General features: G+C 72.9%; 15 protein-coding genes and 3 pseudogenes. 4 read left to right on the top strand and 14 right to left on the bottom strand.

Translation table 11 applies throughout. The features are described from left to right. The first annotated feature begins 127 nt into the window (after positions 1-127). Entirely contained in the window at positions 128-790 is a 663-nt protein-coding gene (locus tag QEZ54_RS13255) for a M15 family metallopeptidase (RefSeq protein ID WP_281304849.1), read from the top strand. Here QEZ54_RS13255 and QEZ54_RS13250 read toward each other — a convergent pair. The 5 genes from QEZ54_RS13250 to QEZ54_RS13230 form a co-directional block, all read right to left on the bottom strand. Then, positions 748-1,482: a hypothetical protein gene (locus QEZ54_RS13250; RefSeq protein WP_281304848.1), complete on the bottom strand. Its 735-nt coding sequence runs from the start codon at positions 1,480-1,482 to the stop codon at positions 748-750. The two genes, QEZ54_RS13255 and QEZ54_RS13250, sit on opposite strands and share 43 nt — an antisense overlap. After that, complete coding sequence (locus tag QEZ54_RS13245) at positions 1,473-2,033, bottom strand: hypothetical protein (protein WP_281304847.1); 561 nt, start codon at positions 2,031-2,033, stop codon at positions 1,473-1,475. The genes QEZ54_RS13250 and QEZ54_RS13245 overlap by 10 nt, the downstream gene beginning before the upstream one ends. Positions 2,034-2,108: 75 nt before the next feature. Continuing rightward, positions 2,109-4,457 carry a sodium-translocating pyrophosphatase gene (locus tag QEZ54_RS13240; protein WP_281304846.1) on the bottom strand — a complete coding sequence of 783 codons (2,349 nt, stop codon included), beginning with the start codon at positions 4,455-4,457 and terminating at the stop codon, positions 2,109-2,111. A 216-nt stretch (positions 4,458-4,673) separates the two neighbouring features. Beyond that, positions 4,674-5,084 carry an ATP-binding protein gene (locus tag QEZ54_RS13235; RefSeq protein ID WP_281304845.1) on the bottom strand — a complete coding sequence of 137 codons (411 nt, stop codon included), beginning with the start codon at positions 5,082-5,084 and terminating at the stop codon, positions 4,674-4,676. Positions 5,085-5,092: 8 nt separating this feature from the next. Next, positions 5,093-5,428 carry an STAS domain-containing protein gene (locus tag QEZ54_RS13230; protein ID WP_281304844.1) on the bottom strand — a complete coding sequence of 112 codons (336 nt, stop codon included), beginning with the start codon at positions 5,426-5,428 and terminating at the stop codon, positions 5,093-5,095. 126 nt (positions 5,429-5,554) lie between these two features. On the opposite strand from QEZ54_RS13230, the gene QEZ54_RS13225 reads away from it, so the two are divergent. After that, entirely contained in the window at positions 5,555-8,008 is a 2,454-nt protein-coding gene (locus QEZ54_RS13225) for a DEAD/DEAH box helicase (RefSeq protein WP_281304843.1), read from the top strand. Positions 8,009-9,035: 1,027 nt separating this feature from the next. On the opposite strand, the gene QEZ54_RS13220 is transcribed toward QEZ54_RS13225, so the two are convergent. The 7 genes and pseudogenes from QEZ54_RS13220 to ssd form a co-directional block, all read right to left on the bottom strand. Next, positions 9,036-9,977: a DUF559 domain-containing protein gene (locus QEZ54_RS13220; RefSeq protein WP_281304842.1), complete on the bottom strand. Its 942-nt coding sequence runs from the start codon at positions 9,975-9,977 to the stop codon at positions 9,036-9,038. Further along, on the bottom strand, positions 9,974-10,543 hold the full coding sequence (locus tag QEZ54_RS13215; protein ID WP_281304841.1) for an Rv3654c family TadE-like protein: 570 nt from the start codon (positions 10,541-10,543) through the stop codon (positions 9,974-9,976). Before QEZ54_RS13215 ends, QEZ54_RS13220 begins: the two co-directional genes overlap by 4 nt. 217 nt (positions 10,544-10,760) lie before the next feature. Further along, positions 10,761-10,928: pseudogene (locus tag QEZ54_RS13210) on the bottom strand (TadE/TadG family type IV pilus assembly protein); the annotation flags it as partial. Then, on the bottom strand, positions 10,925-11,053 hold the full coding sequence (locus QEZ54_RS13205) for a DUF4244 domain-containing protein (RefSeq protein ID WP_217397346.1): 129 nt from the start codon (positions 11,051-11,053) through the stop codon (positions 10,925-10,927). The pseudogene QEZ54_RS13210 and the gene QEZ54_RS13205, both read right to left, overlap by 4 nt. Before the next feature lie 293 nt (positions 11,054-11,346). Next, positions 11,347-11,826: pseudogene (locus QEZ54_RS13200) on the bottom strand (type II secretion system F family protein); the annotation flags it as partial. A gap of 887 nt (positions 11,827-12,713) precedes the next feature. Then, positions 12,714-13,715: pseudogene (locus tag QEZ54_RS13195) on the bottom strand (TadA family conjugal transfer-associated ATPase); the annotation flags it as partial. Between the two features lie 44 nt (positions 13,716-13,759). Then, positions 13,760-14,806, bottom strand: coding sequence for a septum site-determining protein Ssd (gene ssd / locus QEZ54_RS13190; protein WP_281304906.1), 1,047 nt, complete (start codon positions 14,804-14,806; stop codon positions 13,760-13,762). A gap of 509 nt (positions 14,807-15,315) precedes the next feature. Here ssd and QEZ54_RS13185 point away from each other — a divergent pair. Further along, a complete protein-coding gene (locus QEZ54_RS13185) occupies positions 15,316-16,128 on the top strand; it encodes an HAD-IB family hydrolase (RefSeq protein WP_281304840.1) in 813 nt (270 codons plus the stop codon). A 1,099-nt stretch (positions 16,129-17,227) separates the two neighbouring features. Here the strand turns inward: QEZ54_RS13185 and QEZ54_RS13180 are convergent. Next, on the bottom strand, positions 17,228-17,956 hold the full coding sequence (locus tag QEZ54_RS13180) for an oxidoreductase (protein ID WP_281304839.1): 729 nt from the start codon (positions 17,954-17,956) through the stop codon (positions 17,228-17,230). A gap of 154 nt (positions 17,957-18,110) precedes the next feature. Here QEZ54_RS13180 and acs point away from each other — a divergent pair, with 154 nt between their 5' ends. Continuing rightward, complete coding sequence (gene acs, locus QEZ54_RS13175) at positions 18,111-20,063, top strand: acetate--CoA ligase (protein ID WP_281304838.1); 1,953 nt, start codon at positions 18,111-18,113, stop codon at positions 20,061-20,063. A 62-nt stretch (positions 20,064-20,125) separates the two neighbouring features. On the opposite strand, the gene QEZ54_RS13170 is transcribed toward acs, so the two are convergent. After that, the gene (locus QEZ54_RS13170; RefSeq protein WP_281304837.1) at positions 20,126-20,542 is read right to left on the bottom strand and encodes a hypothetical protein; all 417 of its coding nucleotides are present in this window, start codon (positions 20,540-20,542) and stop codon (positions 20,126-20,128) included. Positions 20,543-20,644 lie beyond the last annotated feature (102 nt).

The following is a 20,644-nucleotide window of genomic DNA, read 5'->3' as shown; positions in this document are numbered from 1 at the left end:
ATTACAGAAAAGTTAAAGCGTCTGCCGGAAAGATGACAGCCGTCGGAGATACGGGTGGCTGGGCACGGGGCCAGCCACCCGTATCCGGCACACATACGCCTGGGCACGGGGGGAAGGGGGAAGTGTCATGGCGGAGATGGTGCTGCTGTCGGATGCCGCGGTCGTGCAGACCCCGGTGACCGACTGCCAGGAGGCGTTGATCGATCTGCGGACCGTGGGGGCGCTACGGCTCGACGACCGGCTGGCCGATCCGGACGGCGCCTTCGCGCACGTCCGCCTGAGCGTGGTGGACCGGCTGGTCACCGCGCAGACCCTGCTGCCGTCGGGGCTGCGGCTGCTCATCGTCGAGTGCTACCGGCCGATGCGCCTGCAGCGCGAGTACTTCGACGCGCACAAGCAGCGGCTGCGCGGCATCCAACCCGGCCGCGACGACGACTGGTACCACCGGCGGGCGAGCCGCTACATCTCGCCGCCCGAGGTCGCCCCGCACGTGGCCGGCGCCGCGGTCGACCTCACGCTGTGCACCGCCGACGGGACCGAGATCTGGATGGGGACCCAGGTCAACGACACCGACAGCGAGGCCTGCCACACCGACTCGGCCAACGTCTCCGCCGAGGCAGCCCGCCATCGCCGCATCCTCGGCGACGCGCTGACCTCGGTCGGCATGGTCAACTACCCGACCGAGTGGTGGCACTGGTCCTACGGCGACCGCTACTGGGCGCACGTCACCGGCGCAGCCTCGGCCCGCTACGGCCCGGTCGAGTCGGTCCCCGTGCCGGCCGGACGCTGATCCAGTAGCAGCCACTCCTCGGCACTCGGCGCTTCGACAGTCGCGGGGGGCGACTTCGGAGCCGGGGTGGGTCGCCGCGCCGACGTCGCGTCGGACTCCGCGGCGAACGTGGCGTCGCCGGGCCAGGTGCCCGGCGGCGCCACGTGGGGGCGCTCGCCGATCAGCTCCCGCAGCCGGGCCACCCGCCGCCGCCCGCTGATCCGCAGCGCCGGGCCCTTCGCCAACTCGGCGGCGCTGGCCAGGGCGGTGAACGCGCGCAGCGCCACCGCGCCGCAGTGCTCGTCGCTGGCACCCAGCCGCAGCGTCGCGCCGTCGCCCTCGGGTTCGACCGTGCCCGCCGCCGCGAACCACAGCCGCAGCCGGGCGCCGTCCAGGGCGAACCCCGCGGGCGGGCGCTTGCCCGAGCCGCGCAGCCAGGCCTCGCCCAGCGGCGCCAGAATCCCCGTGTACGACGTACGCACCCCGAAGTGGCCCTCGATCGCGGCCTCCTCCCAGGAGGTCTCCAGGCCGCGCGCGGTGAACTCGGCCGCCAGCGCGTGCACCCGCCAGGCGGCGTCCACCACCGTCGACACCCGGGCCGTGCCGCCCATCCGGGTCACCTGGCCGGGCCCGATGAGCAGCCCCGACAGGTCGTACGGCGAGGGCCGCACCGACTCGGCGGAGAACATGGCCAGCTGCCGGTTCAGAGACACTCCGGTACCTCGGCGAACGCCTGCTGCAGCTCGGCCGAGCGCAGCGAGCTCGTGTCGAGCGCGCTGGCGGAGTACTCCTGCTGCAGGGTGACCATCACGCCGGAGACGCGCTCGTAGAAGACGCCCGAGTCCTCCGTGGACAGGTCGCGGACCGCGTCGCCGGCCTTGCCGTACGCGTCGCGCACCTTGGTCAGGGAGTCGGCCACCCCGGTCGCGATCGCCGAGCCGTCGTCCACCTCGGGCACCCCGGCGGCGACGACCTTGCCGCGGGCGCGCTCGCTGGCGTCCCGGGCCCCCTGGAGCATCCGGACCAGGTTCTCCTTGGCCTGCTCGGGCGTGGTCGAGGTGGGGGTCTGCTGCTGGGCCCGGGTGGTCAGGGTGGAGATCTCATCGCGCCAGGGGGTGAGCGCCGAGCAGACCGAGGCCGCCCACACCCGCGGCGGGGGTCCGGACGCGACGCAGCCACCGAGCCCGACCAGCCCCACCAGCCCGACCAGCACGGCCAGCGGCAGCGCCGGCACGGCACCGGATTTCGAACGCATACTCCGCACCTTATGCCGTGGGGGCCGCCTCCCGGCAGCCCCCACGATTACCACTGATCTCTGGAGATCAGTACCTGCTGGTGCTCAGGCGTTGACCTTCTCACGCTGCGACGAGGACGCAGCGTCAGCTTTTCCCTCGTCACCCGCGCCCACCGCGACCGGCTTGCGCTTGTTGATGAACACCGCCACCACGATGACCGCGGCGCAGAACAGGGCGATCCCGGTGCGGGCACCGGCGTTCGCGCTCTCGCCGTACCACAGCGCCACCACGGCGGGGGCGATCAGCAGCGAGACCAGGTTCATGACCTTGATCAGCGGGTTGATCGCCGGACCGGCGGTGTCCTTGAACGGGTCGCCGACGGTGTCGCCGATGACGGTCGCGGCGTGCGCGGGCGAGCCCTTGCCGCCGTGCGCGCCGTCCTCGACCATCTTCTTCGCGTTGTCCCAGGCGCCACCGGAGTTGGCCAGGAACACGGCCATCAGGGTGCCCGCGCCGATGGCACCGGCCAGGTACGACGCCAGCGCGCCCGCGCCGAGGCCGAAGCCGACCGCGATCGGGGCCAGCACCGCCAGCAGACCGGGGGTGATCAGCTCGCGCTGCGCGTCCCGGGTGCAGATGTCGACGACCTTGCCGTACTCGGGCCGCTGGGTGCCGTCCATGATGCCCGGCAGCTCGCGGAACTGGCGGCGCACCTCGTGCACCACGGCACCGGCCGAGCGCGACACCGCGTTGATGGCCAGGCCCGAGAACAGGAACACGACCGAGACGCCGATGAGCAGGCCGACCAGGTTGGCCGGGTTGGCCACGTTCAGCATCTCGTCGATGACGTCGCCGGCGGTCTTGCCCGCCTCGGTCAGCGACACCCCGAGCGTGTCCGTGTACGACCCGAACAGCGCGGTCGCGGCCAGCACGGCCGTCGCGATCGCGATGCCCTTGGTGATCGCCTTGGTGGTGTTGCCGACCGCGTCGAGCTCGGTGAGCGTGCGCGCACCCTTCTCGTCGATGTCGCCGGACATCTCGGCGATGCCCTGCGCGTTGTCCGAGATCGGGCCGAAGGTGTCCATCGCGACGATGACGCCGACGGTGGTCAGCAGGCCGCAGCCGGCCAGCGCGATCGCGAACAGCGAGACGACCAGGTTGCCGTCGCCCAGCAGGTAGGCGCCGTACACGCCGGCGCCGATGAGCAGCGCCGAGTAGACCGCCGACTCCAGGCCGACGCTGATGCCGGAGAGCACCACGGTGGCCGGGCCGGTCTCGGAGGTCTTGCCGATGTCCTGCACCGGGCGGCGGTCGGTCTCGGTGAAGTAGCCGGTCAGCGCCTGGATGGCGGCGGCCAGCACGATACCGATGATGACCGCGCCGATGGCGACGATCTGCGGGTTGCCGGAGAACTCCGGCTTGCCCAGCTCGGCGAAGGTCTTCGGCAGGTACCACAGCGAGGCACCGGCCACCACGACCGCCGACAGCGCGGCCGAGATGTAGAAGGCGCGGTTGATCGCCTGCAGGCCGTTCTTGTCGGACTTGCGCAGGCGGGTCAGGAACACGCCGACGATCGCGATCAGCACGCCGATCGTGGAGACGATCAGCGGGAAGACCAGGCCGCTGACGCCGAACGCCGCCTTGCCCAGGATCAGGGCCGCGACCAGGGTCACCGCGTACGACTCGAAGAGGTCGGCCGCCATGCCGGCGCAGTCGCCGACGTTGTCGCCCACGTTGTCGGCGATGGTCGCCGCGTTGCGCGGGTCGTCCTCGGGAATGTTCTGCTCGACCTTGCCCACCAGGTCCGCGCCGACGTCGGCGGCCTTGGTGAAGATGCCGCCGCCGACCCGCATGAACATCGCGAGCAGCGCGGCACCGAAGCCGAAGCCCTCCAGCACGGTCGCCGCGTCGGCCTTGTACAGCAGCACCACCAGGGCGGCGCCGAACAGGCCGAGGCCGACGGTGAGGAAGCCGACCACGCCGCCGGTGCGGAACGCGATCGCCATGGCGGTCTCGCGGCCGCCCTCCGCCTCACGGGCGGCGGCGGCGACGCGCAGGTTCGCGCGGGTCGCCAGCGCCATGCCGGCACCGCCGATGAACGCGCTGAACAGCGCGCCCACCACGAAGAAGGCCGAGCGGCCGATCTTCAGGGCGGTCTCGTTGTCACCGCTGCCGTGGACCGGCAGCAGGAAGAGCAGGATGACCGCGAGCACGACGAAAATGCCGAGCGTCTTGAACTGGCGGAACAGGTAAGCCGACGCGCCCTCCTGGACGGCGGCGGCGATCTCCTGCATCTTGTTGGTGCCCTTACCGGTTGCCAGCACCGACTTGACCAGCGCGGCGGCGAAACCCAACGCCACCAGCGCGATCACTGCCGCGACAACTACGTACGACACGTTCGTGCCGGTAAGGGACAGCCCGTCGCCAGCGGCGACAGGTGTGGTCCCGGACATCTTTGTCCTCCCGAGGATCATGATCAACTGAAACGCGCGATCGAGTCCCGACGCATGTACGGCGGCGGTTACGACGCAGAAACAACCCGTGAACTGTAAACCGGGCACGTGGTCCGGGTCACATCCAGGACCTTCCGCGTCGCGGTGATCTTTCTTGCTGCGCCCACGGGGGTATATGCGGTACGCTCAGCGACTCTATGCCCGCCGAGCGTGGTTTCAACGCCCCAAGCGCGAGGCGCGCCGAACGGGCCACACCATCTGCACCTCGGAGCCCGGCCCCGACTCCAGCGGCCGCACCTGCAGATCCTTTACGATCCCCTGCAGCAGGCTCGCGCTGACGTCGAAGGTGATCTGCTCCTCGTCCTCGATCGGCGCGTCGTCGTCCGCGTGGTCCCACACCTGCACGACGAACCGGTCGCCGTCGGTGAACGCCACCGACACCGCGCTGCGCATCCCCACCCGGTGGTGCCGGGCCACCGCCCGCGCGCACGCCTCACCGATCGCCAGCCGCACCTCGTCGAGCTGGTCGTCGGGGACCCCGGCCCGCCGGGCCACGGCCACGCCGACCAACCGCGCCGTACGCACGTGCGCGGGTTCGGGGGTGAATTCGAGGCGTACCGTCGCCATTGCCCGGCTCAGCCCGCCGTGGCCGCGTCGACCGACGGGAACAGCGGCAGCACCTGGTCCAGCGCGGTGATGCGGAAGATCTTCAGCAGCGAGTCCCGGGCGCACACGACGCCGAACGTCGCCCCCGCGGTCCGCGCCTTGCGCAGCCCGCCCACCAGCACCCCGAGCCCGGTGGAGTCCATGAACTCGACCCGGCCGAGGTCCACCACGACCGCGGTCACCCCGCTGTCCAGCAGCTCCGCGATCCGTTCGCGCAGCTTGGGCGCCGTGTAGACGTCAACCTCGCCGCCGACCTCGAGCACGGTGTGCGCCGCGACCACCCGGGTCGCCAGCGACAGCTCCATCGGCACCTCCTCACGACGCCGTACCCGGCCTGACTGTGTCTCAGTGCATCTAACCATCGCCCACGCCCGGCGGCTACGCGTACGCCGGGCTGGCCGCGCCGGGCCGTGCGGTGGCAGAGTGCTGGGGTGGACCTGCTGCCGGACTGGCTCAACCGAGACCAGATCACGCACGTCGAACGGCTGCCCGCCCGCGCCGGACAGCCCGCGACCTGGCCGGACTGGGTGCCCGCGCCCCTGGTCGAGGCGCTGGGCCGGGCCGGGATCGGCGCACCCTGGCGGCACCAGGCGCAGGCCGCCGAACTGGCGTACCGCGGCGCCGATGTCGTCATCTCGACCGGCACCGGCTCCGGCAAGTCGCTGGCGTACCAGCTCCCGGCCCTGGCGGCGGTGCTCACCGACCCGCGCGCCCGGGTGCTCTACCTCGCCCCGACCAAGGCCCTGGCCGCCGACCAGTTCCGGACACTGGCCGCGCTCGGCCTGCCCGGCGTACGCGCCGCCGTCTGCGACGGCGACACCTCCCGCGAGGACCGCGACTGGATCCGGCAGCACGCCAACATCATCCTCACCAACCCCGACCTGCTGCACCACAGCATCCTGCCGCAGCACACCCGCTGGTCCGGCGTGCTGCGCAACCTGCGGTACGTCATCGTCGACGAGAGCCACAGCTACCGCGGCGTCTTCGGCGCCCACGTCGCCCACGTCCTGCGCCGCCTCCGCCGCCTCACCACCCCCGCCGCCCCCTCCGCCGACAGCGCAAGGAAGGGACCCTTCTTACCGCAATCCGTAGGTGAAGGGCCCCTTCTCAACGCCGCTGCCGGGGCGGCTGGCGCCGGCACCGCAGGCTTCGGATCGGGCGACCTGGGAGCCGGAGCGGTCGAGGTCCGGGATACGGTTGCGGCGGGCACTGCCGCGAAGCGGGGCGGCGGGCCGGTCTTCGTCCTAGCCTCCGCCACCTCGGGTGATCCCGCGGGCAGCGCGAGCAGGCTCATCGGGCGTCCGGTCGTCGCGGTCGCCGAGGACACCGCGCCGCGCGGGTCGACCACGTTCGCGCTCTGGGAGCCGCCGGAGCTGCCCGGCGTATCGGCCGACGGCGACGCCACCCCGGTCCGCCGCTCCGCCCTGCGCGAGACGTCCGACCTGCTCGCCGACGCCGTCGTCCAGGGGGTCAGAACGCTGGCTTTCGTCCCCTCCCGGCGCGGCGCCGAGGTCGTCGCCGCCCAGGCCAAGGCCGCCCTCGAGGAGGCACAGCCGGGGCTGGGCCGCCAGGTCGCCGCATACCGGGCCGGCTACCTCGCCGAGGAGCGGCGCGCCCTGGAGCGGTCGCTGGCCGACGGCAGCCTCACCGGTGTGGCCACCACCAACGCCCTCGAACTCGGCATCGACGTCACCGGACTCGACGCGGTGCTGCTCGCCGGGTATCCGGGCACCCGCGCCGCGATGTGGCAGCGCGCCGGGCGGGCCGGGCGCAACGGACGCGACGCGCTGTGCGTGCTCGTCGCCCGCGACGACCCGCTGGACACCTACCTGATCCACCACCCGCACGCCCTGTTCGGCACCCCGGTCGAGGCCACCGTCTTCGACCCCGCCAACCCGTACGTGCTCGCCCCGCACCTGTGCACCGCTGCCGCCGAGCGCCCCCTCACCGAAGCCGACCTGCCCCTGTTCGGCGCCGACGAGCAGCTCATGGCCGACCTCGTCGCCACCGGCGCGCTGCGCCGCCGCCCCACCGGCTGGTACTGGACACACCCGCAGCGCCCCGACATCGACCTGCGCGGCACCGGCGGCCCGCCCGTCGCCGTCATCGAAGCCTCGACCGGCCGCCTCATCGGCACCGCCGACTCCGGCGCCGCCCACCACCACCTGCACCCCGGCGCCGTCTACACCCACCAGGGCCGCACGTACGTCGTCCAGTCACTCGACCTCGCCGACGGAGTCGCCCTGGTCGACGCCGAGAACCCGCCGTTCTCCACGCACGCCCGCGACACCATCGCGCTCACCGTGCTGGAGGTCCGGTCCTACCTCGACTGCGGCCCGGTCGGGCTGTTCCTGGGCGAGGTGGAGGTGACCAGCCAGGTCGTATCGTTCCAGCGGCGGCGGATGGACAGCGGCGAGGTGCTGGGCACCTGGCCCCTGGAACTGCCGACGCGCACCCTGCGTACCGTCGCCGTCTGGGCGACCATCGCCGAGGCGGCGGTGGGCGAGCTCGAAGACCTGCCCGGGGCGCTGCACGCCGCCGAGCACGCGGCGATCGGGCTGCTGCCGCTGGTCGCCAGCTGCGACCGGTGGGACATCGGTGGGCTGTCCACCGCCCGGCACGCCGACACCGACGCGCCGACCATCTTCGTGTACGACGGGCACCCGGGCGGGGCCGGATTCGCCGAGCGGGCGTACGGGATGGTCGCGCACTGGCTCGGCGCCACGCGTACCGCCGTGGCCGACTGCTCCTGCGAACGGGGCTGCCCGAGCTGCATCCAGTCCCCGAAGTGCGGCAACGGGAACAATCCGCTGCACAAGGCCGGCGCCGTCCAAGTCCTCGACACCATCCTCACCCACCTCCCCGACCCCGCGCCGCGCAACTAGTCCGCCGCGCAACTAGTCCGCCGCGGATCTGGTCCGCTGTGAATCTGGTCCGCTGTGGTTCGCGCACCCTGCGAGCCACCCTGGGTCGCGCCCGGCCGGTGTGATCACCGTTCGGGGTCGTTAGATCGGCTCTAGCCTCGGCGTTTGACCGCAGGTGGCGGTCTTCGACCGACAGTGCCCCTCGATCGCCACCTGCGGTCACAATCTCGGGTCCGCCGCCCGCTCCCGCCCCACGGAACGGCCGCAAAGGCCGATCACCCTTCCCCCACCACAGGCTGATCGCCACCTACGGTCGCAACCTAGTGTTCGCCGCCCGCCCTCGGCCACCAGAACGACTGTGAATGCCGCCTGCCCTTTCCGAACCACAGCCTGATCACCGTCTGCGGACATGACCACTGGTCGCCAACCATCACCCGCCAGGAAACCGACCACGGACGCCGATCGTGGACCCCGGTGGCGACCGGGCCGAGAAACGGGTCGTCCACTTTTCCGAGCCAGGGGCTTGATCGCCGCCTGTGGAAGCAATCTGCGGCTCCGCCCACGACCAGGCCCACGACCACGCCCAGGAGTCGACCCCAGACGCCGATCTTCGTGCCGGAGCGGTGGCTTGATCACCGTTGACGGTCGGAAGACGGCTTTCTGCCGCAGGTCCTGACCGACGATCGTGATCTCCCCCGGTCTGCCATGGATAGATCTGCGATCGAGGTCAGAACCTGCGGCCGATTCGTCGCCAGCAGACGCTCGTCGCCCGCAAGCGTTAATCCCCGAGCCTTCGAGCTGCCGAGCTGCCGAGCTGCCGAGCTGCCGAGCTGCCGAGCTGCCGAGCTGCGGCGATTATCAGCTCAACTCCTTCAGGTACTCGAAGCGTGCGAGCGGCGGCCACCCGGGCCGAGTGTCCGAGCTGGTGCCACGGCCAACTCGTGCGGACATTCGGCGCCTGCGGCGAGGTCGTCAGTACCTGGCTCCCCGAACATGGGCCATGATCAGCCCGGCTTGGGCGGACGCCCAGCGTCTGTGGCGGCGGTGATCAGTGGCGAGCGCCCGAGCTGCGGCCGTGGTCCGCCTGTCGTCGGCGCAGGCGGTGGACCATCTCGGTGATCAAGGTGGTCACCCGCTCCATGTCCCGCAGGTCGTGCCAGGTGAAGCGGAGCACGGTCCAGCCTGCCCGGACCAGCCGATTCTGCCGCGTACGGTCGTGCTGGAAACGGTCGCCTGCGCTGTGCCACGCCCGGCCGTCCACCTCCACCGCCAGCAGCACCTCCTCGAATCCGAGATCGAGCGCCCCGATCAGCCCGTCCGCGTCATGGACCGGAAGGTTGGTCCGCCACCCCTTGATCCGGCGTCGACGCAGCTCCCCGACGAGCAGCCGCTCCGCCGTGGACCTCGCCCCGAGCGCATGCCGCCGAACCGCGCCGACCAGCGCCCGTACGCCGTGCCGCCCCACCTCCGCTCCGATCTTGCCCACGAACTCGTCGAACGTGATCAGGCGCGCCTGGATCGCCCGGTCCAGCAGCACGTCCGCATCGTCGGGCGGCAGGACCCGTACGCAGTCGAGCACGGTTCGGGCGGGGCTGGTCAGCAGCAGGCCGTCGGCCATGGTGATGTCGTCGTCGGGCAGGTCCGCCCGGCGTACCTCGACCCCGTCCAACCGCACGCGACGACCGGGCCCCACGGTGATCCAACTGCGCCCGTCGGATACGTCGAGGCCGTAGCGGCGTGCCGCCGACGGACCGCAGAGCACCGCCCCCGGTACGCCGAGGTGGACGGCCCGGTCCCGCAGGCGTGCCGTCACCACCCGCCCGCCCCGGACCAGGACCTTGCCCAGCACCACCTGCCAGTCTCCGGTTCGCAACCGCCGCCTGATCTGATCGTCGGAGTAGCCGCATTCGCGAGCCTGCACTCGGGTGAACAGTCCCGCCTGCTCGGCCGCCATCTGGTCCAGCCGTAGCTGATCGCCACCTCGGGTCATGACCCTGCCTCCCACACCGGTTCCCGACCTGATTCGGCGATCGCCAAGCCCGCAGCCACCGGTTCCAGGCCCGACTCGGCCATCGCCAAGCCCGCAGCCACCGGTTCCAGGCCCGACTCGGCCATCGCCAAGCCCGCAGCCACCGGTTCCAGGCCCGACTCGGCCATCACCAAGCCCGCAGCCACCGATTCCAGGCCCGGCTCGGTGATCGTCCAGCGCGCACCCGCTGGACGGGCCGTGGCGGACTGGTCGGTGATGCGGACCGGGCCGGCTACCGCAGTCGCGGTCGCGGCCCCCGCGGCGGTCACCACCTGGACCTCGACGGTCAGGTCGAGTCCGTCCAGCTCGCAGCGCAGGAGCGTGCCGCTGTTGGCGGCCGCCAGCTGCCCGGCTCGGGCACAGGCCACGTCCGCGCCATCGGCCGCTCTGGCCGCCCCCGCCAGCGCGCCCAGGTCGGCGGCGGTACGGGCCTGCGCCCGCGCGACCGACTGCGCACCGGTAGCCGCGAGCGACGTCCCGGCCAGCACGAACACGAGCCCGACTGCGAGCGCCGTCAACGTGCCCACGGCGCACCCGATTCCCCGGCTGCCACGGCCATGCCGGTCAGCATCGTGACCCCGGTCCGGCGGCGGACCGCCGGCCGCACCGGGTCGAGGGTGCTCATGGTGCACCGGGTTCCCGGGCCGCCGTCGCCGAGCAGGTCAGCACCGTGACCTTGATCGAGCGGTGGACCGTCGCCGTGACCGTGTCGTCGGTGGACTCGATGGCGGCCCAGTCCGGCACCCCGTCGCCCCGGGCGGCGGCGAGTGCCGCGTCGCGGGCGGCCGCCGTGCAGCCGAGTTTGGTGGTGACCGCCGCGACCGCGCCCAGCCCGGCGACGAGCAGCAGGACGACGGCGGGTAGCGCCACCGCCAGCTCGGCGGTGGCGCTACCCCGGTCTCGTCGGATCACCCGAGTGCCCGCTGGACCACACCGGCCAGCGCCGCCTGCACGCTTTCGCTGGTCAGCACCTTGAGCAGGATGCCCGCGAACGCGACCGCCGCGAGCGTGCCGACGGCGTACTCGGCGGTGTTCATGCCCGCGTCGGGCGCGGTCACCCGACGGCGCGGCGCGGCGCCGCGCCCGGTCTGCCGACCCGGCTCGTCCGAGGCGGGATAGAGGCAGTCGGCCGGGTCCTCCACTTCGGCCGGGTCGGCCGGGTCGGTCTCGTAGAGGTCGCTGTCGCGCAGGGCGGGCTCGTCGAGGTCGGTGTCGTGGTGGACGGGCTCGTCGAGGTCGGGCGCGACGGGTGGGAGCAGGTCGGGCTCGGTCAGGGTCTGGGTGGTGGACGGTCGTCGCCGCATGGGCGGACTCCTTTCGGTAGCGGTTCTCAGAGCACCTCGCCGAGCACGGCGAGGACCACCGGCACCAGGCCGGCGAGTACGAAGGCGGGCAGGAAGCACAGCCCGAGCGGAAGTACGACGAGTACGGCGTTGCGCTGTGCGGTGGCCTGGCGACGGAATCCGGACTCGGCGCGCAGGTCGTCGGCGCAGCGGTGCAGTGCCCCGGCCAGCGCCGTACCGCTGGCGGAGCTGCGCTCGACCGCGGCGGTGAGGCGTGCGGCCAGCGGCAGGTCGGAGACGTGCTGCCATGCCTCGGCCGGGGTGGCGCCCAGCCGCAGGCTGCGGCCGACGCGGCGCAGCCGGGTGGCCAGCGGTCCGGGCAGCGCCGCGGCGACGGCGAGCACCGCCGCGTCGAGCGGCACGCCCGCGCGCAGTGCGGCCCCCACCAGGTCCGCGGCCCAGGGCAGCTCGCCGACGGCCTGTTCGCGTTCGAGCCGGACCGCGGCCGGTTCCTGCCGACTCAGCAGCAGCCAGGTGCCTGCCGCCGCCAGCGCTCCCGCCGCCAGTCCGGCGGGCTGCGGCACGATCAGGCAGGTGCCGGCCCCGGCGGCCAACGCCAGCAGCCACCGGGTACGCGTCGACGCCGGCTGCTGCCGCCGCCGCAGCCGCAGGCGGCGCAGCCTGCGACCCGCGGCCCGGCCGGGTGCGGGGTCCGCGGCGCCCCGGGCCAGCCGCTGGGCCCACGTCAGGCCTGCCGCCTGCAGCAGCACGGCGGCGAACGCGCAGCCGAGGCCGAGCGGGGTGTGCAGCAGGATCGCCAGCGGGTCGACCCCGATGAGGTAGCCGAGCCCGATCCCGCCGACCGGCAGCCCGGCGAGCAGGATCGCGGTGAGCTGCGTGCCCGCCGCCTGCGCGGTGGCGGTCGCGTCGGCCCGGTCGGCGGCCCGGCACTGGGATTCGAGCCGTTCCAGCAGGTCGGCCAGGGGTGCGCCGGTTCCGTCGGCCAGTCGCCGGGCGGCGTGGACCTGGCGGTCGATCTCCTCGTCGGGCAGCAGTAGCGTCCGGCTCACGACTCCGGCGCGCAGCTCGGCCGCGGCCGCCGCCAGCAGGTCCAGCGCGTCGGCGCGCAGTCGGGCCCGCTGCCGGTCGGCCCGGGACCGGCCGCGCATCCGCAGCCCGAGCGCGGTGTAGCCGGCGACGACGGCACCGGCGGCGACCGACCCGAGCAGCAGCGCCGCGCCGGTCGCGCCGACTGTCGCGGCGACGACCGCCAGCATCCGGCGGGGTGGCTGGAACGACGGGCCGCGATCCAGCCCGAGCAGCCTGCGGGCTCGGCGCGACGGCGCGGTCGGCACCGCGTCCAGCACCCCCGCCAGTGCGGTGCGCGGCCGGTACGGCGTGGGCGAGGCCGGGTTCACGGCTGGACCAGCCAGGTCGGCGCGGGAACGTCGCGTTCGCGCAGCAGTCGGCGCAGTTCTGCGGCGGCCGGGCCGGGTCCGGTCTCGGCGGTCCAGGCCGGGCGGGCGTTGACCAGCCGGTCCGGGTTGTCGGCGGTCAGCAGGCAGACGGACTCCAGGACGCGGCCGCCTGGCGTACGCCGCAGGTGCAGCAGCACCCGCACCGCCGCGGCCACCTGCGCGTGCAGTGCCGCCCGAGGCAGGCCGCCGAGCAGGCCGAGGGCCTCCAGCCGCGCGGGCACGTCCCCGGCCGCGTTGGCGTGCAGGGTGCCCGCGCTGCCCTCGTGCCCGGTGTTCAGCGCGGCCAGCAGATCGACCACCTCGGCGCCCCGGCACTCGCCGACCACGAGCCGGTCCGGGCGCATCCGCAGCGCCTGCCGGACCAGTTCGGTGAGGCCGACCCCGCCGACGCCCTCCACGTTGGCAGTGCGCGCCTGCAGCCCGATGACGTGCGGGTGCACCGGCCGCAGCTCGGCGGAGTCCTCCACCACGACGATCCGCTCCCGGGCGGGCACCTGCGCCAGCAACGCGTTGAGCAGGGTGGTCTTGCCCGAGCCGGTCCCGCCCGAGATGAGCAGGGTCAGCCGGGCGGCCACCACGGCGTGCAGCAACTCCGCCAGCCGGGGCGGCACCAGCTCGGCCAGCGACAGCGTGCGCTGCCGGAACGTGCGCAGCGACAGGTACGGCCCGGACGTCGCCACCGGCGGCAGCACCGCGTGCAGCCGGGTGCCGTCGGCCAGCCGGGCGTCGACGAACGGGGTGCCGTCGTCGAGGCGGCGCCCGGCCGCCGCCGCGAGCCGCTGCGCGAGTCTCCGTACGGCGTCGGACGACGGCATGGTGAGCTGCTCGCGTACCAGGCCCTGGCCCCGGTCGGTCCACACCTGCACCCCGTTGACCAGCACGTCGGTGACGTCGGGGTCGGCCAGCAGAGGCGCGAGCGCCCCGGCGCCGACGAGGTCGCGCTCGGCCCCGCCGCCGGTCCTGCGTACGGTGACCTGCTCGCTCACGCCGTCACCTCGCGGATGAGCTTGGCGCAGAGCAGGGCGAGCGGACCGCGCGGCGCGGAGGCGGGCGGCTCGCCGCGTTCGAGGGCCGCGGCCAGTCTCGGCTCCGGGCGCAGCATCCCGGCCAGGGGCAGCCCGAGGGCCTGCGCCATCTCGGTGGCGCCCAGCCGGCCCGGCCCTGGGCCGCGTACGACCACGGACAGCTCGCGGCGCTGGGCCAGCACCAGGTCGACGATCCGGGCCGCCGCCGCGGCGGCGCGCAGCTCGGCCGGGACGACGAGCAGCGCCCGGTCCGCGGCCTGCAGCACCACCGCCGCCGCCTCGTCCAGTCGGCGGGGTACGTCCACGACGACCAGGTCCCGCCCGCGCCGTCCGGCGTCGAGGGCGGCCGCCATGGCGTCGGCGGGCAGCGCTGGCATGACCGGCGACTCCTCGTCGGGCACGTCCCGGGCACAGGACAGCACCACCAGGTCGCCCCGGCTGGGCAGCGCCTCGACCAGCGCGGCGGGGTCGACCGGGCCGCTGGCGCGGGCCAGTTGCGGCCAGCGCAGCCCGCGCATCTCCTCCCAGCCCAGCAGCAGGTCGGCGCCGCCGCCGAGCGGGTCGGCGTCGACGAGCAGGGTGCGCAGCCGGTCCCGGCAGGCGGTGACGGCGAGCCCGGCCGCGAGCACGCTGGCCCCGGCGCCGCCGCGGCCGCCGAGCACGGCGAGCACCCGACCGCCGCGCGGCGCGGTGCGTAGGCCCGCGAACCGCTCGTGCAGCCAGGGCTCGGCGGCGGGCAGCAGCACCACATGTTCGGCGCCGAGCAGGTGGGCGTCGTCCCAGGGGCGGGCGTCGCGGCCGTCGCGGCAGGCGATGACGACGCCGGGGCGGCGGGGCAGCCGGGCGCGGACGCACGCGCCGACCTGGTCGCCGCCGAGCACTATCAGCGGCGGGCGGCCATACCGCAGGCGGGCCGCGCCGGGGTCGTGTGCGACCTCGATCTCGACCCCGGCGGCCGCGGCGACGCGCAGCACGTGGTCGAGCAGTTCGGGGTCGGCGGTCACGACCAGCGCGCGGGCGGTGTCGCCGGATCGGTTGGGGGTACGGCTCATGCGGGCACTGTGCGCCGCCGTCCAGTGCCGACTCCACCGCCGCGGCGGCCGCCCTGTGGACGACCGGTCGCTTGTGGACGAAGCGTCGCCCCGGGTGTCGATCTGCTATGCCGCCGCGGCGCGCGGACCCGGAAAGACGCAGGCCGGACCCGGAAAGACGACGGCCCCCGTCCGGGGAGACGGGGGCCGTCCTGGGGTCCGGCCAAAGGGGGGATGTGGGCCGGAACCCGCTCAGCGGCTGCGGGGGGGAGGCAACCGCTGAGGGCTCGTGTGCGAAAGCATGCCCCACCCGACGCGGCGCCGTCGAGAGGCTTCTGTCCCGACACGCCCCGACACGCCGTAGATGAAGTCAAGATCCTACGCTGCGCAATCACTGATTCGCCGCTCAGTTACCGCCCTCCCGTGAACGATTGCGCCTGCCGGACGCCGCGAACGAAACATCCCGGCTACACTTTCTCGCCGTGGGCCGCAGCGCCGCGTTTTTCGACCTGGACAAGACCGTCATCGCGACATCGAGCGCGTTGGCCTTCGGCAGACCGTTCTATCGAGACGGCCTGATCACTAAGCGTGACGTCGTCAAGACGGCGTACGCGCAGTTCATGTTCAAGCGCGGTGGCGCCGACGACCAGTCGATGGTCCGCACCCGCGACTACATGGCCGAGCTGTGCAAGGGCTGGAAAGTCGACCAGGTGCGCCAGATCGTCGGCGAGACCCTGCACGAGCTGATCGACCCCTACATCTACGCCGAGGCGGCCATCCTGATCGAGGAACACCAGGCCGCGGGCCGCGACATCATCCTGGTGTCGGCCTCCGGCGAGGAGATGGTCGCGCCCATCGGCGCGCAGCTCGGGATCACCGACGTGATCGCGACGCGGATGAAGGTCGCCGACGGTCGCTACACCGGCGAGATCGACTTCTACGCCGCCGGCCAGGCCAAGGTCGAGGCGGTGCGCCGCATCGCCGACGAGCGCGGCTACGACCTCGCCGAGTGCTACGCGTACTCCGACTCGGTCTCCGACGTGCCGCTGCTGGCCGCCGTCGGGCACCCCAGCGCGGTCAACCCCGACAAGGCGCTGCGCCGCGAAGCCCTCGAACGCCGGTGGCCCGTGCTGGAGTTCCGGCATCCGGTGCCGCTGGCCCGACGGCTGCGCAACCGGCCGGCAGTGCCCGTGGCCGCCGCCGCGCTGGGGCTCGGCGTGACCGTCGCCATCGGCATCGCCTGGTACGGCCGCCGCCGCCGCGCCCGGGCCGCCGCGGCAGCAGCCGCACTCTGAGCAATCGGACCACGCCTCCGAGTGACCGGAGTGCCACACCAGCCCCATCTGTCACACATTCCCGGCGAGGGCTGGCCATCGGGGCGAAACGGGCGTAGAAAAGTGAGTACGGAAGCGTTCTGCAGCCGAAACTAGCTGGCAGAAGCCAGCTTTCGAGCACGGCCACCGGGCACCCACGCGCGATCTAGCCGTCGTGAAGGCAAAGTCCCGGCGAGACCCACGGGTCCGCCGAGGGCAGTTAGCCAGAGGTGCACGCCTGGTAACCCGGGCGGACGTGCGCGATGGCGTCGCGAACATGCGGCGCCATCCATATTTTCGGCGCCTCCCTCCGCAGGCGCGGCGCGCTCGCTCTGCTTCTGGCGCCCGCCTCCGCGGGCGCGCGCGCTCGCCTTTCAGGCGGCGTCTTCCCTCGTCGCTGCTGGGCCTTCGGCCCAGTCACGCTCCTCAGTCCAGACGCCGCCGGCGAGCGCGCGCGGGTTGGGCTGAGTGGAGGATGGGCGGGGCGGGGCTTTCGGCTTTGTGCGGGTTAGGGCTGTGCGGGTTGCTGCTTGTGGGGCGGCGACTGCTTTTCATTTGGTATGGGGTGGGGCTTGCCGCTTGTTGCCGGTGAGTCGAGTCTGGGGCCGTAGCGGCGTCGCCCGGAGGATGGACCACTCGCCGCAGTGAAGCCTTGTTCGGGAATGGCCACTCGCCGCAGGAGGGCTCGCCCGGAGGATGACCACTGGTGGCGATCTTGCTGTCTCGGGCTTGGCTTGATCAGTGCTGGGGGTCGGAACCTTGGATTTCGTCGATTTGGGTGCCCGGGAAGTGTCCGCTGGACGCGATCTTCGGGTGCTTTCGCGGCCTTGATCACTGTGCGCGGTCGGAATGTCGTTCAGAACCGGCTGGTTTGACCGCTGGTAGCGATCAACGAGGGATTCTGTGCGCCTGCCGAACCGGCTGGACACGTTCGGTGAGCCTTTCCGCGTAGCGGGTAGCCGGGCGTTGCGGGGAGTCGGGCTGGAACTGCCCGGGTGTGAGTGAGCTTGTCCAGGTAGGAGCCGGTTGTGCAGGGCGCGGGGTCGGTGGTGATGGCGGGCTAGAGGGTGGTGGTGGTGGGTCAGAGGAAGGGGTCGGCCAGGTCGGGGAGCCGGGTGCAGGCCTGGGTGACGGCGGTGGTGTAGTGGCGTAGCCAGGAGCGCAGGCCGTCGGGGGTGCCGGTGGCGAAGGCGTTGGCGGCGCCGATGTACTCGGGCTCGCGGTCCAGGTGGGCGATCTCGACGGGGACCAGGCCGCGCGGGTCGAAGCCGCTGCCGACCAGGGTGAGCCGGGCGGCCGCCCGGGCCACGATGCCGTTGACGCCGGGGAATGCCTGCAGCGCCAGCAGTTCGCCGTGTACGACGGCGGCCCGCACCAGCGGATCGCCCGCCTCGGCGGTGACCAGCTCCAGCAGCGTGTCCAGCCGGGGGGCGGCCGCGGACTGCGGCTTTCCGAGGTCGTGCTCGGGCAGGACGCCGGTGCCGGCGAGCAGGTGCAGTCGGGCCAGCACCTGGCGGGGGGATGTGCGCCAGCGCTCGTGCAGGGTCGGCAGGGCCTCGGCTACGCGCAGCGCACCCTGCAGGACCGCATCCAGGACCGTTCCGCCGCGTACGGCGCTGAGCTCGTACCGGTGGCCTTCGAGGGCGGCGCTGGCCACCGCGCAGCGCAGGCTGATCTCGGCCGCGACCGCCCCGCCCTGGCGCCGCAGGGCCCGGTGCTTGTACGCGCCATCCACCGCAGCGCGGGCACCGTTCACCGCAGATTCGACGTCGGCCAGCTCCAGCAGCGGGGCCAGGGGGTCCATAGTCATGCCCGGAGACTAGCCGCCGGTCGGGCATGGCCTCGTCACGGCACTTCGCCGGAAATTGTTAGGGACCCTAACTGTAAACGTCCGTCACGGCGACGTAACATCAGCCCCGAGACCGACGTCACAGGCATATTCGACACCCCAAGGAGGCGCGGCAGTGAGCGAGACCCTGGAGAATCTGCTGCACGAGTCGCGGCGGTTCGACCCGCCGGCGGAACTCGCGGCGCAGGCCAACGTCACCGCTGAGGCGTACGCGGCGGCCGACGCCGACCGGCTCGCCTTCTGGGAGACCCAGGCCCGGCGGCTCGACTGGGCCCAGCCGTGGGACCAGGTGCTGGACTGGTCGAACCCGCCGTTCGCGAAGTGGTTCGTCGGCGGCAAGCTCAACATCGCGTACAACTGCCTGGACCGGCACCTGGCCAACGGCCTGGGCGACCGCGTCGCCATCCACTGGGAGGGCGAGCCGGGCGACACCCGCACCATCACCTACGCCGACCTGCACGCCGAGGTGTGCCGGGCCGCGAACGCGCTGACCTCGCTGGGCGTGACCGCGGGCGACCGGGTGGCCATCTACCTGCCGATGATCCCCGAGGCCGCCGTGGCGATGCTCGCCTGCGCCCGCGTCGGTGCCACCCACTCCGTCGTGTTCGGCGGGTTCAGCAAGGACGCGCTGGCCGGACGCATCCAGGACGCGAGCGCCAAGGTCGTCATCACGGCCGACGGCGGCTACCGCCGGGGGGCGCCCAGCGCGCTCAAGCCGACCGTCGACGAGTCGGTGGCCGAGTGCCCGACCGTCGAGAAGGTGCTGGTCGTGCGGCGTACCGGGCAGGACGTGGCGTGGGACGACAGCCGCGACGTGTGGTGGCACGACGCCGTGGGCACCGCGTCGGCCGAGCACGAGGCGCAGGCCTTCGACGCCGAGCACCCGCTGTTCATCCTGTACACGTCGGGCACCACCGCCCGCCCGAAGGGCATCCTGCACACCACCGGCGGGTACCTGACCCAGGCGTCGTACACCCACCACGCGGTGTTCGACCTGAAGCCGGAGACCGACGTCTACTGGTGCACCGCCGACATCGGCTGGGTCACCGGCCACAGCTACATCGTGTACGGCCCGCTCTCCAACGGCGCCACCCAGGTCATGTACGAGGGCACCCCCGACACCCCGCACCGCGGCCGGTTCTGGGAGATCGTCGAGAAGTACCGCGTCACGATCCTCTACACCGCCCCGACCGCGATCCGCACCTTCGCCAAGTGGGGCGACGACATCCCGGCCCAGTTCGACCTCAGCTCGCTGCGGCTGCTCGGCTCGGTCGGCGAGCCGATCAACCCCGAGGCCTGGATGTGGTACCGGGAGCACATCGGCGGCAACCGCTGCCCGATCGTGGACACCTGGTGGCAGACCGAGACCGGCGCCATCATGATCTCGCCGCTGCCCGGCGTGACCAGCTGCAAGCCCGGTTCGGCGATGGGCCCGCTGCCCGGCATCAAGGCCGAGGTGGTGGCCGACGACGGCTCGATCGTCGGCAACGGCGGCGGCGGATACCTGGCGCTGACCGGTCCTTGGCCGTCGATGCTGCGCACCATCTGGGGCGACGACAAGCGGTTCATCGAGACGTACTGGTCGCGCTTCGCCGAGCAGGGCTTCTACTTCGCCGGCGACGGCGCCAAGCGCGACGAGGACGGCGCGATCTGGCTGCTCGGCCGGGTCGACGACGTGATGCTCGTGTCGGGCCACAACATCTCCACCACCGAGGTCGAGTCGGCCCTGGTGGCGCACCCGGCGGTGGCCGAGGCCGCGGTCGTCGGCGCCACCGACCCGACCACCGGCCAGGCGATCGTCGCGTTCGTGATCCTGCGCGGCGGGGCCGAGGTCGGCGTGGCGGAGCTGCGTGAGCACGTCTCCAAGACGCTGGGCCCGATCTGCAAGCCGCGCCAGATCATGCTGGTCACGGAGCTGCCGAAGACCCGCTCCGGCAAGATCATGCGACGGCTGCTGCGCGACGTGGCCGAGAAGCGGTCGCTGGGCGACGTCACCACCCTGCAGGACTCGGCGGTCATGAACCTGATCGCCGCCGGTATGAACTCCGGCTCCTCGAACGAGGACTGACCGATCGGCTCGTAGCGTGGGCGGCACCCGGACCGGGTGCCGCCCACGCCGCGTGCACGGGGTCACGCGGCCTTGCGGCGGTCTGCCAGGCGACGCAGCCACAGGCCGGCCAGTGCCAGCACACCCGAACCGAGCAGGAGCACCGGCACGGACACCACCGTGCCGATGATCCACATGTTGGCGCCGATCGACTCGGCGGAGGCCCAGGACACCGAGTACACCACCACTGCGGGCAGGCTGATCGCCCCTGCCGTCCACAGCACCCCGCCACGCGACCCGAACCACCAGCCACCGGCGAGGCAGAGCAGCGCCAGTACGACCGGCAGCACGATCTCGCCTGCCGTGATCGGCAGGTGGTAGTCGTCGGAGCCCGGCGCCGCCGGTACGAGGTGCTGCCCGAAGGGCAGGCAGGCCACGCTGGCGACTGTCGTGGCCGCGGCCAGCGCCACCGCTCGGAGCGCTGGGGCAGGTCTTGACATGGATGCCTCTTTCTCAGGGACGGAAACGGCGGCCGTCGGCCGCCGTCGGGGATGAGAAGAGGAGCCCGCCCTCACGGGCGAGCTCCTCTTTGGTGCTGGTGG

Origin of the sequence: Catellatospora sp. KI3 (assembly GCF_029948125.1) — a bacterium.
Classification (GTDB): Bacteria; Actinomycetota; Actinomycetes; order Mycobacteriales; family Micromonosporaceae; genus Catellatospora.
This window is presented reverse-complemented; position numbering and strand designations above follow the sequence as displayed.

What these genes read in the sequence shown, in the direction of transcription:
- QEZ54_RS13240 (WP_281304846.1), bottom strand. Translation starts at nt 4,457, where the DNA reads ATGTCCGGGACCACACCTGTCGCCGCTGGCGACGGGCTGTCCCTTACC.
- QEZ54_RS13235 (WP_281304845.1), bottom strand. Translation starts at nt 5,084, where the DNA reads ATGGCGACGGTACGCCTCGAATTCACCCCCGAACCCGCGCACGTGCGT.
- QEZ54_RS13230 (WP_281304844.1), bottom strand. Translation starts at nt 5,428, where the DNA reads ATGGAGCTGTCGCTGGCGACCCGGGTGGTCGCGGCGCACACCGTGCTC.
- QEZ54_RS13255 (WP_281304849.1), top strand. Translation starts at nt 128, where the DNA reads ATGGCGGAGATGGTGCTGCTGTCGGATGCCGCGGTCGTGCAGACCCCG.
- QEZ54_RS13220 (WP_281304842.1), bottom strand. Translation starts at nt 9,977, where the DNA reads ATGACCCGAGGTGGCGATCAGCTACGGCTGGACCAGATGGCGGCCGAG.
- QEZ54_RS13205 (WP_217397346.1), bottom strand. Translation starts at nt 11,053, where the DNA reads ATGAACACCGCCGAGTACGCCGTCGGCACGCTCGCGGCGGTCGCGTTC.
- QEZ54_RS13180 (WP_281304839.1), bottom strand. Translation starts at nt 17,956, where the DNA reads ATGACTATGGACCCCCTGGCCCCGCTGCTGGAGCTGGCCGACGTCGAA.
- QEZ54_RS13170 (WP_281304837.1), bottom strand. Translation starts at nt 20,542, where the DNA reads ATGTCAAGACCTGCCCCAGCGCTCCGAGCGGTGGCGCTGGCCGCGGCC.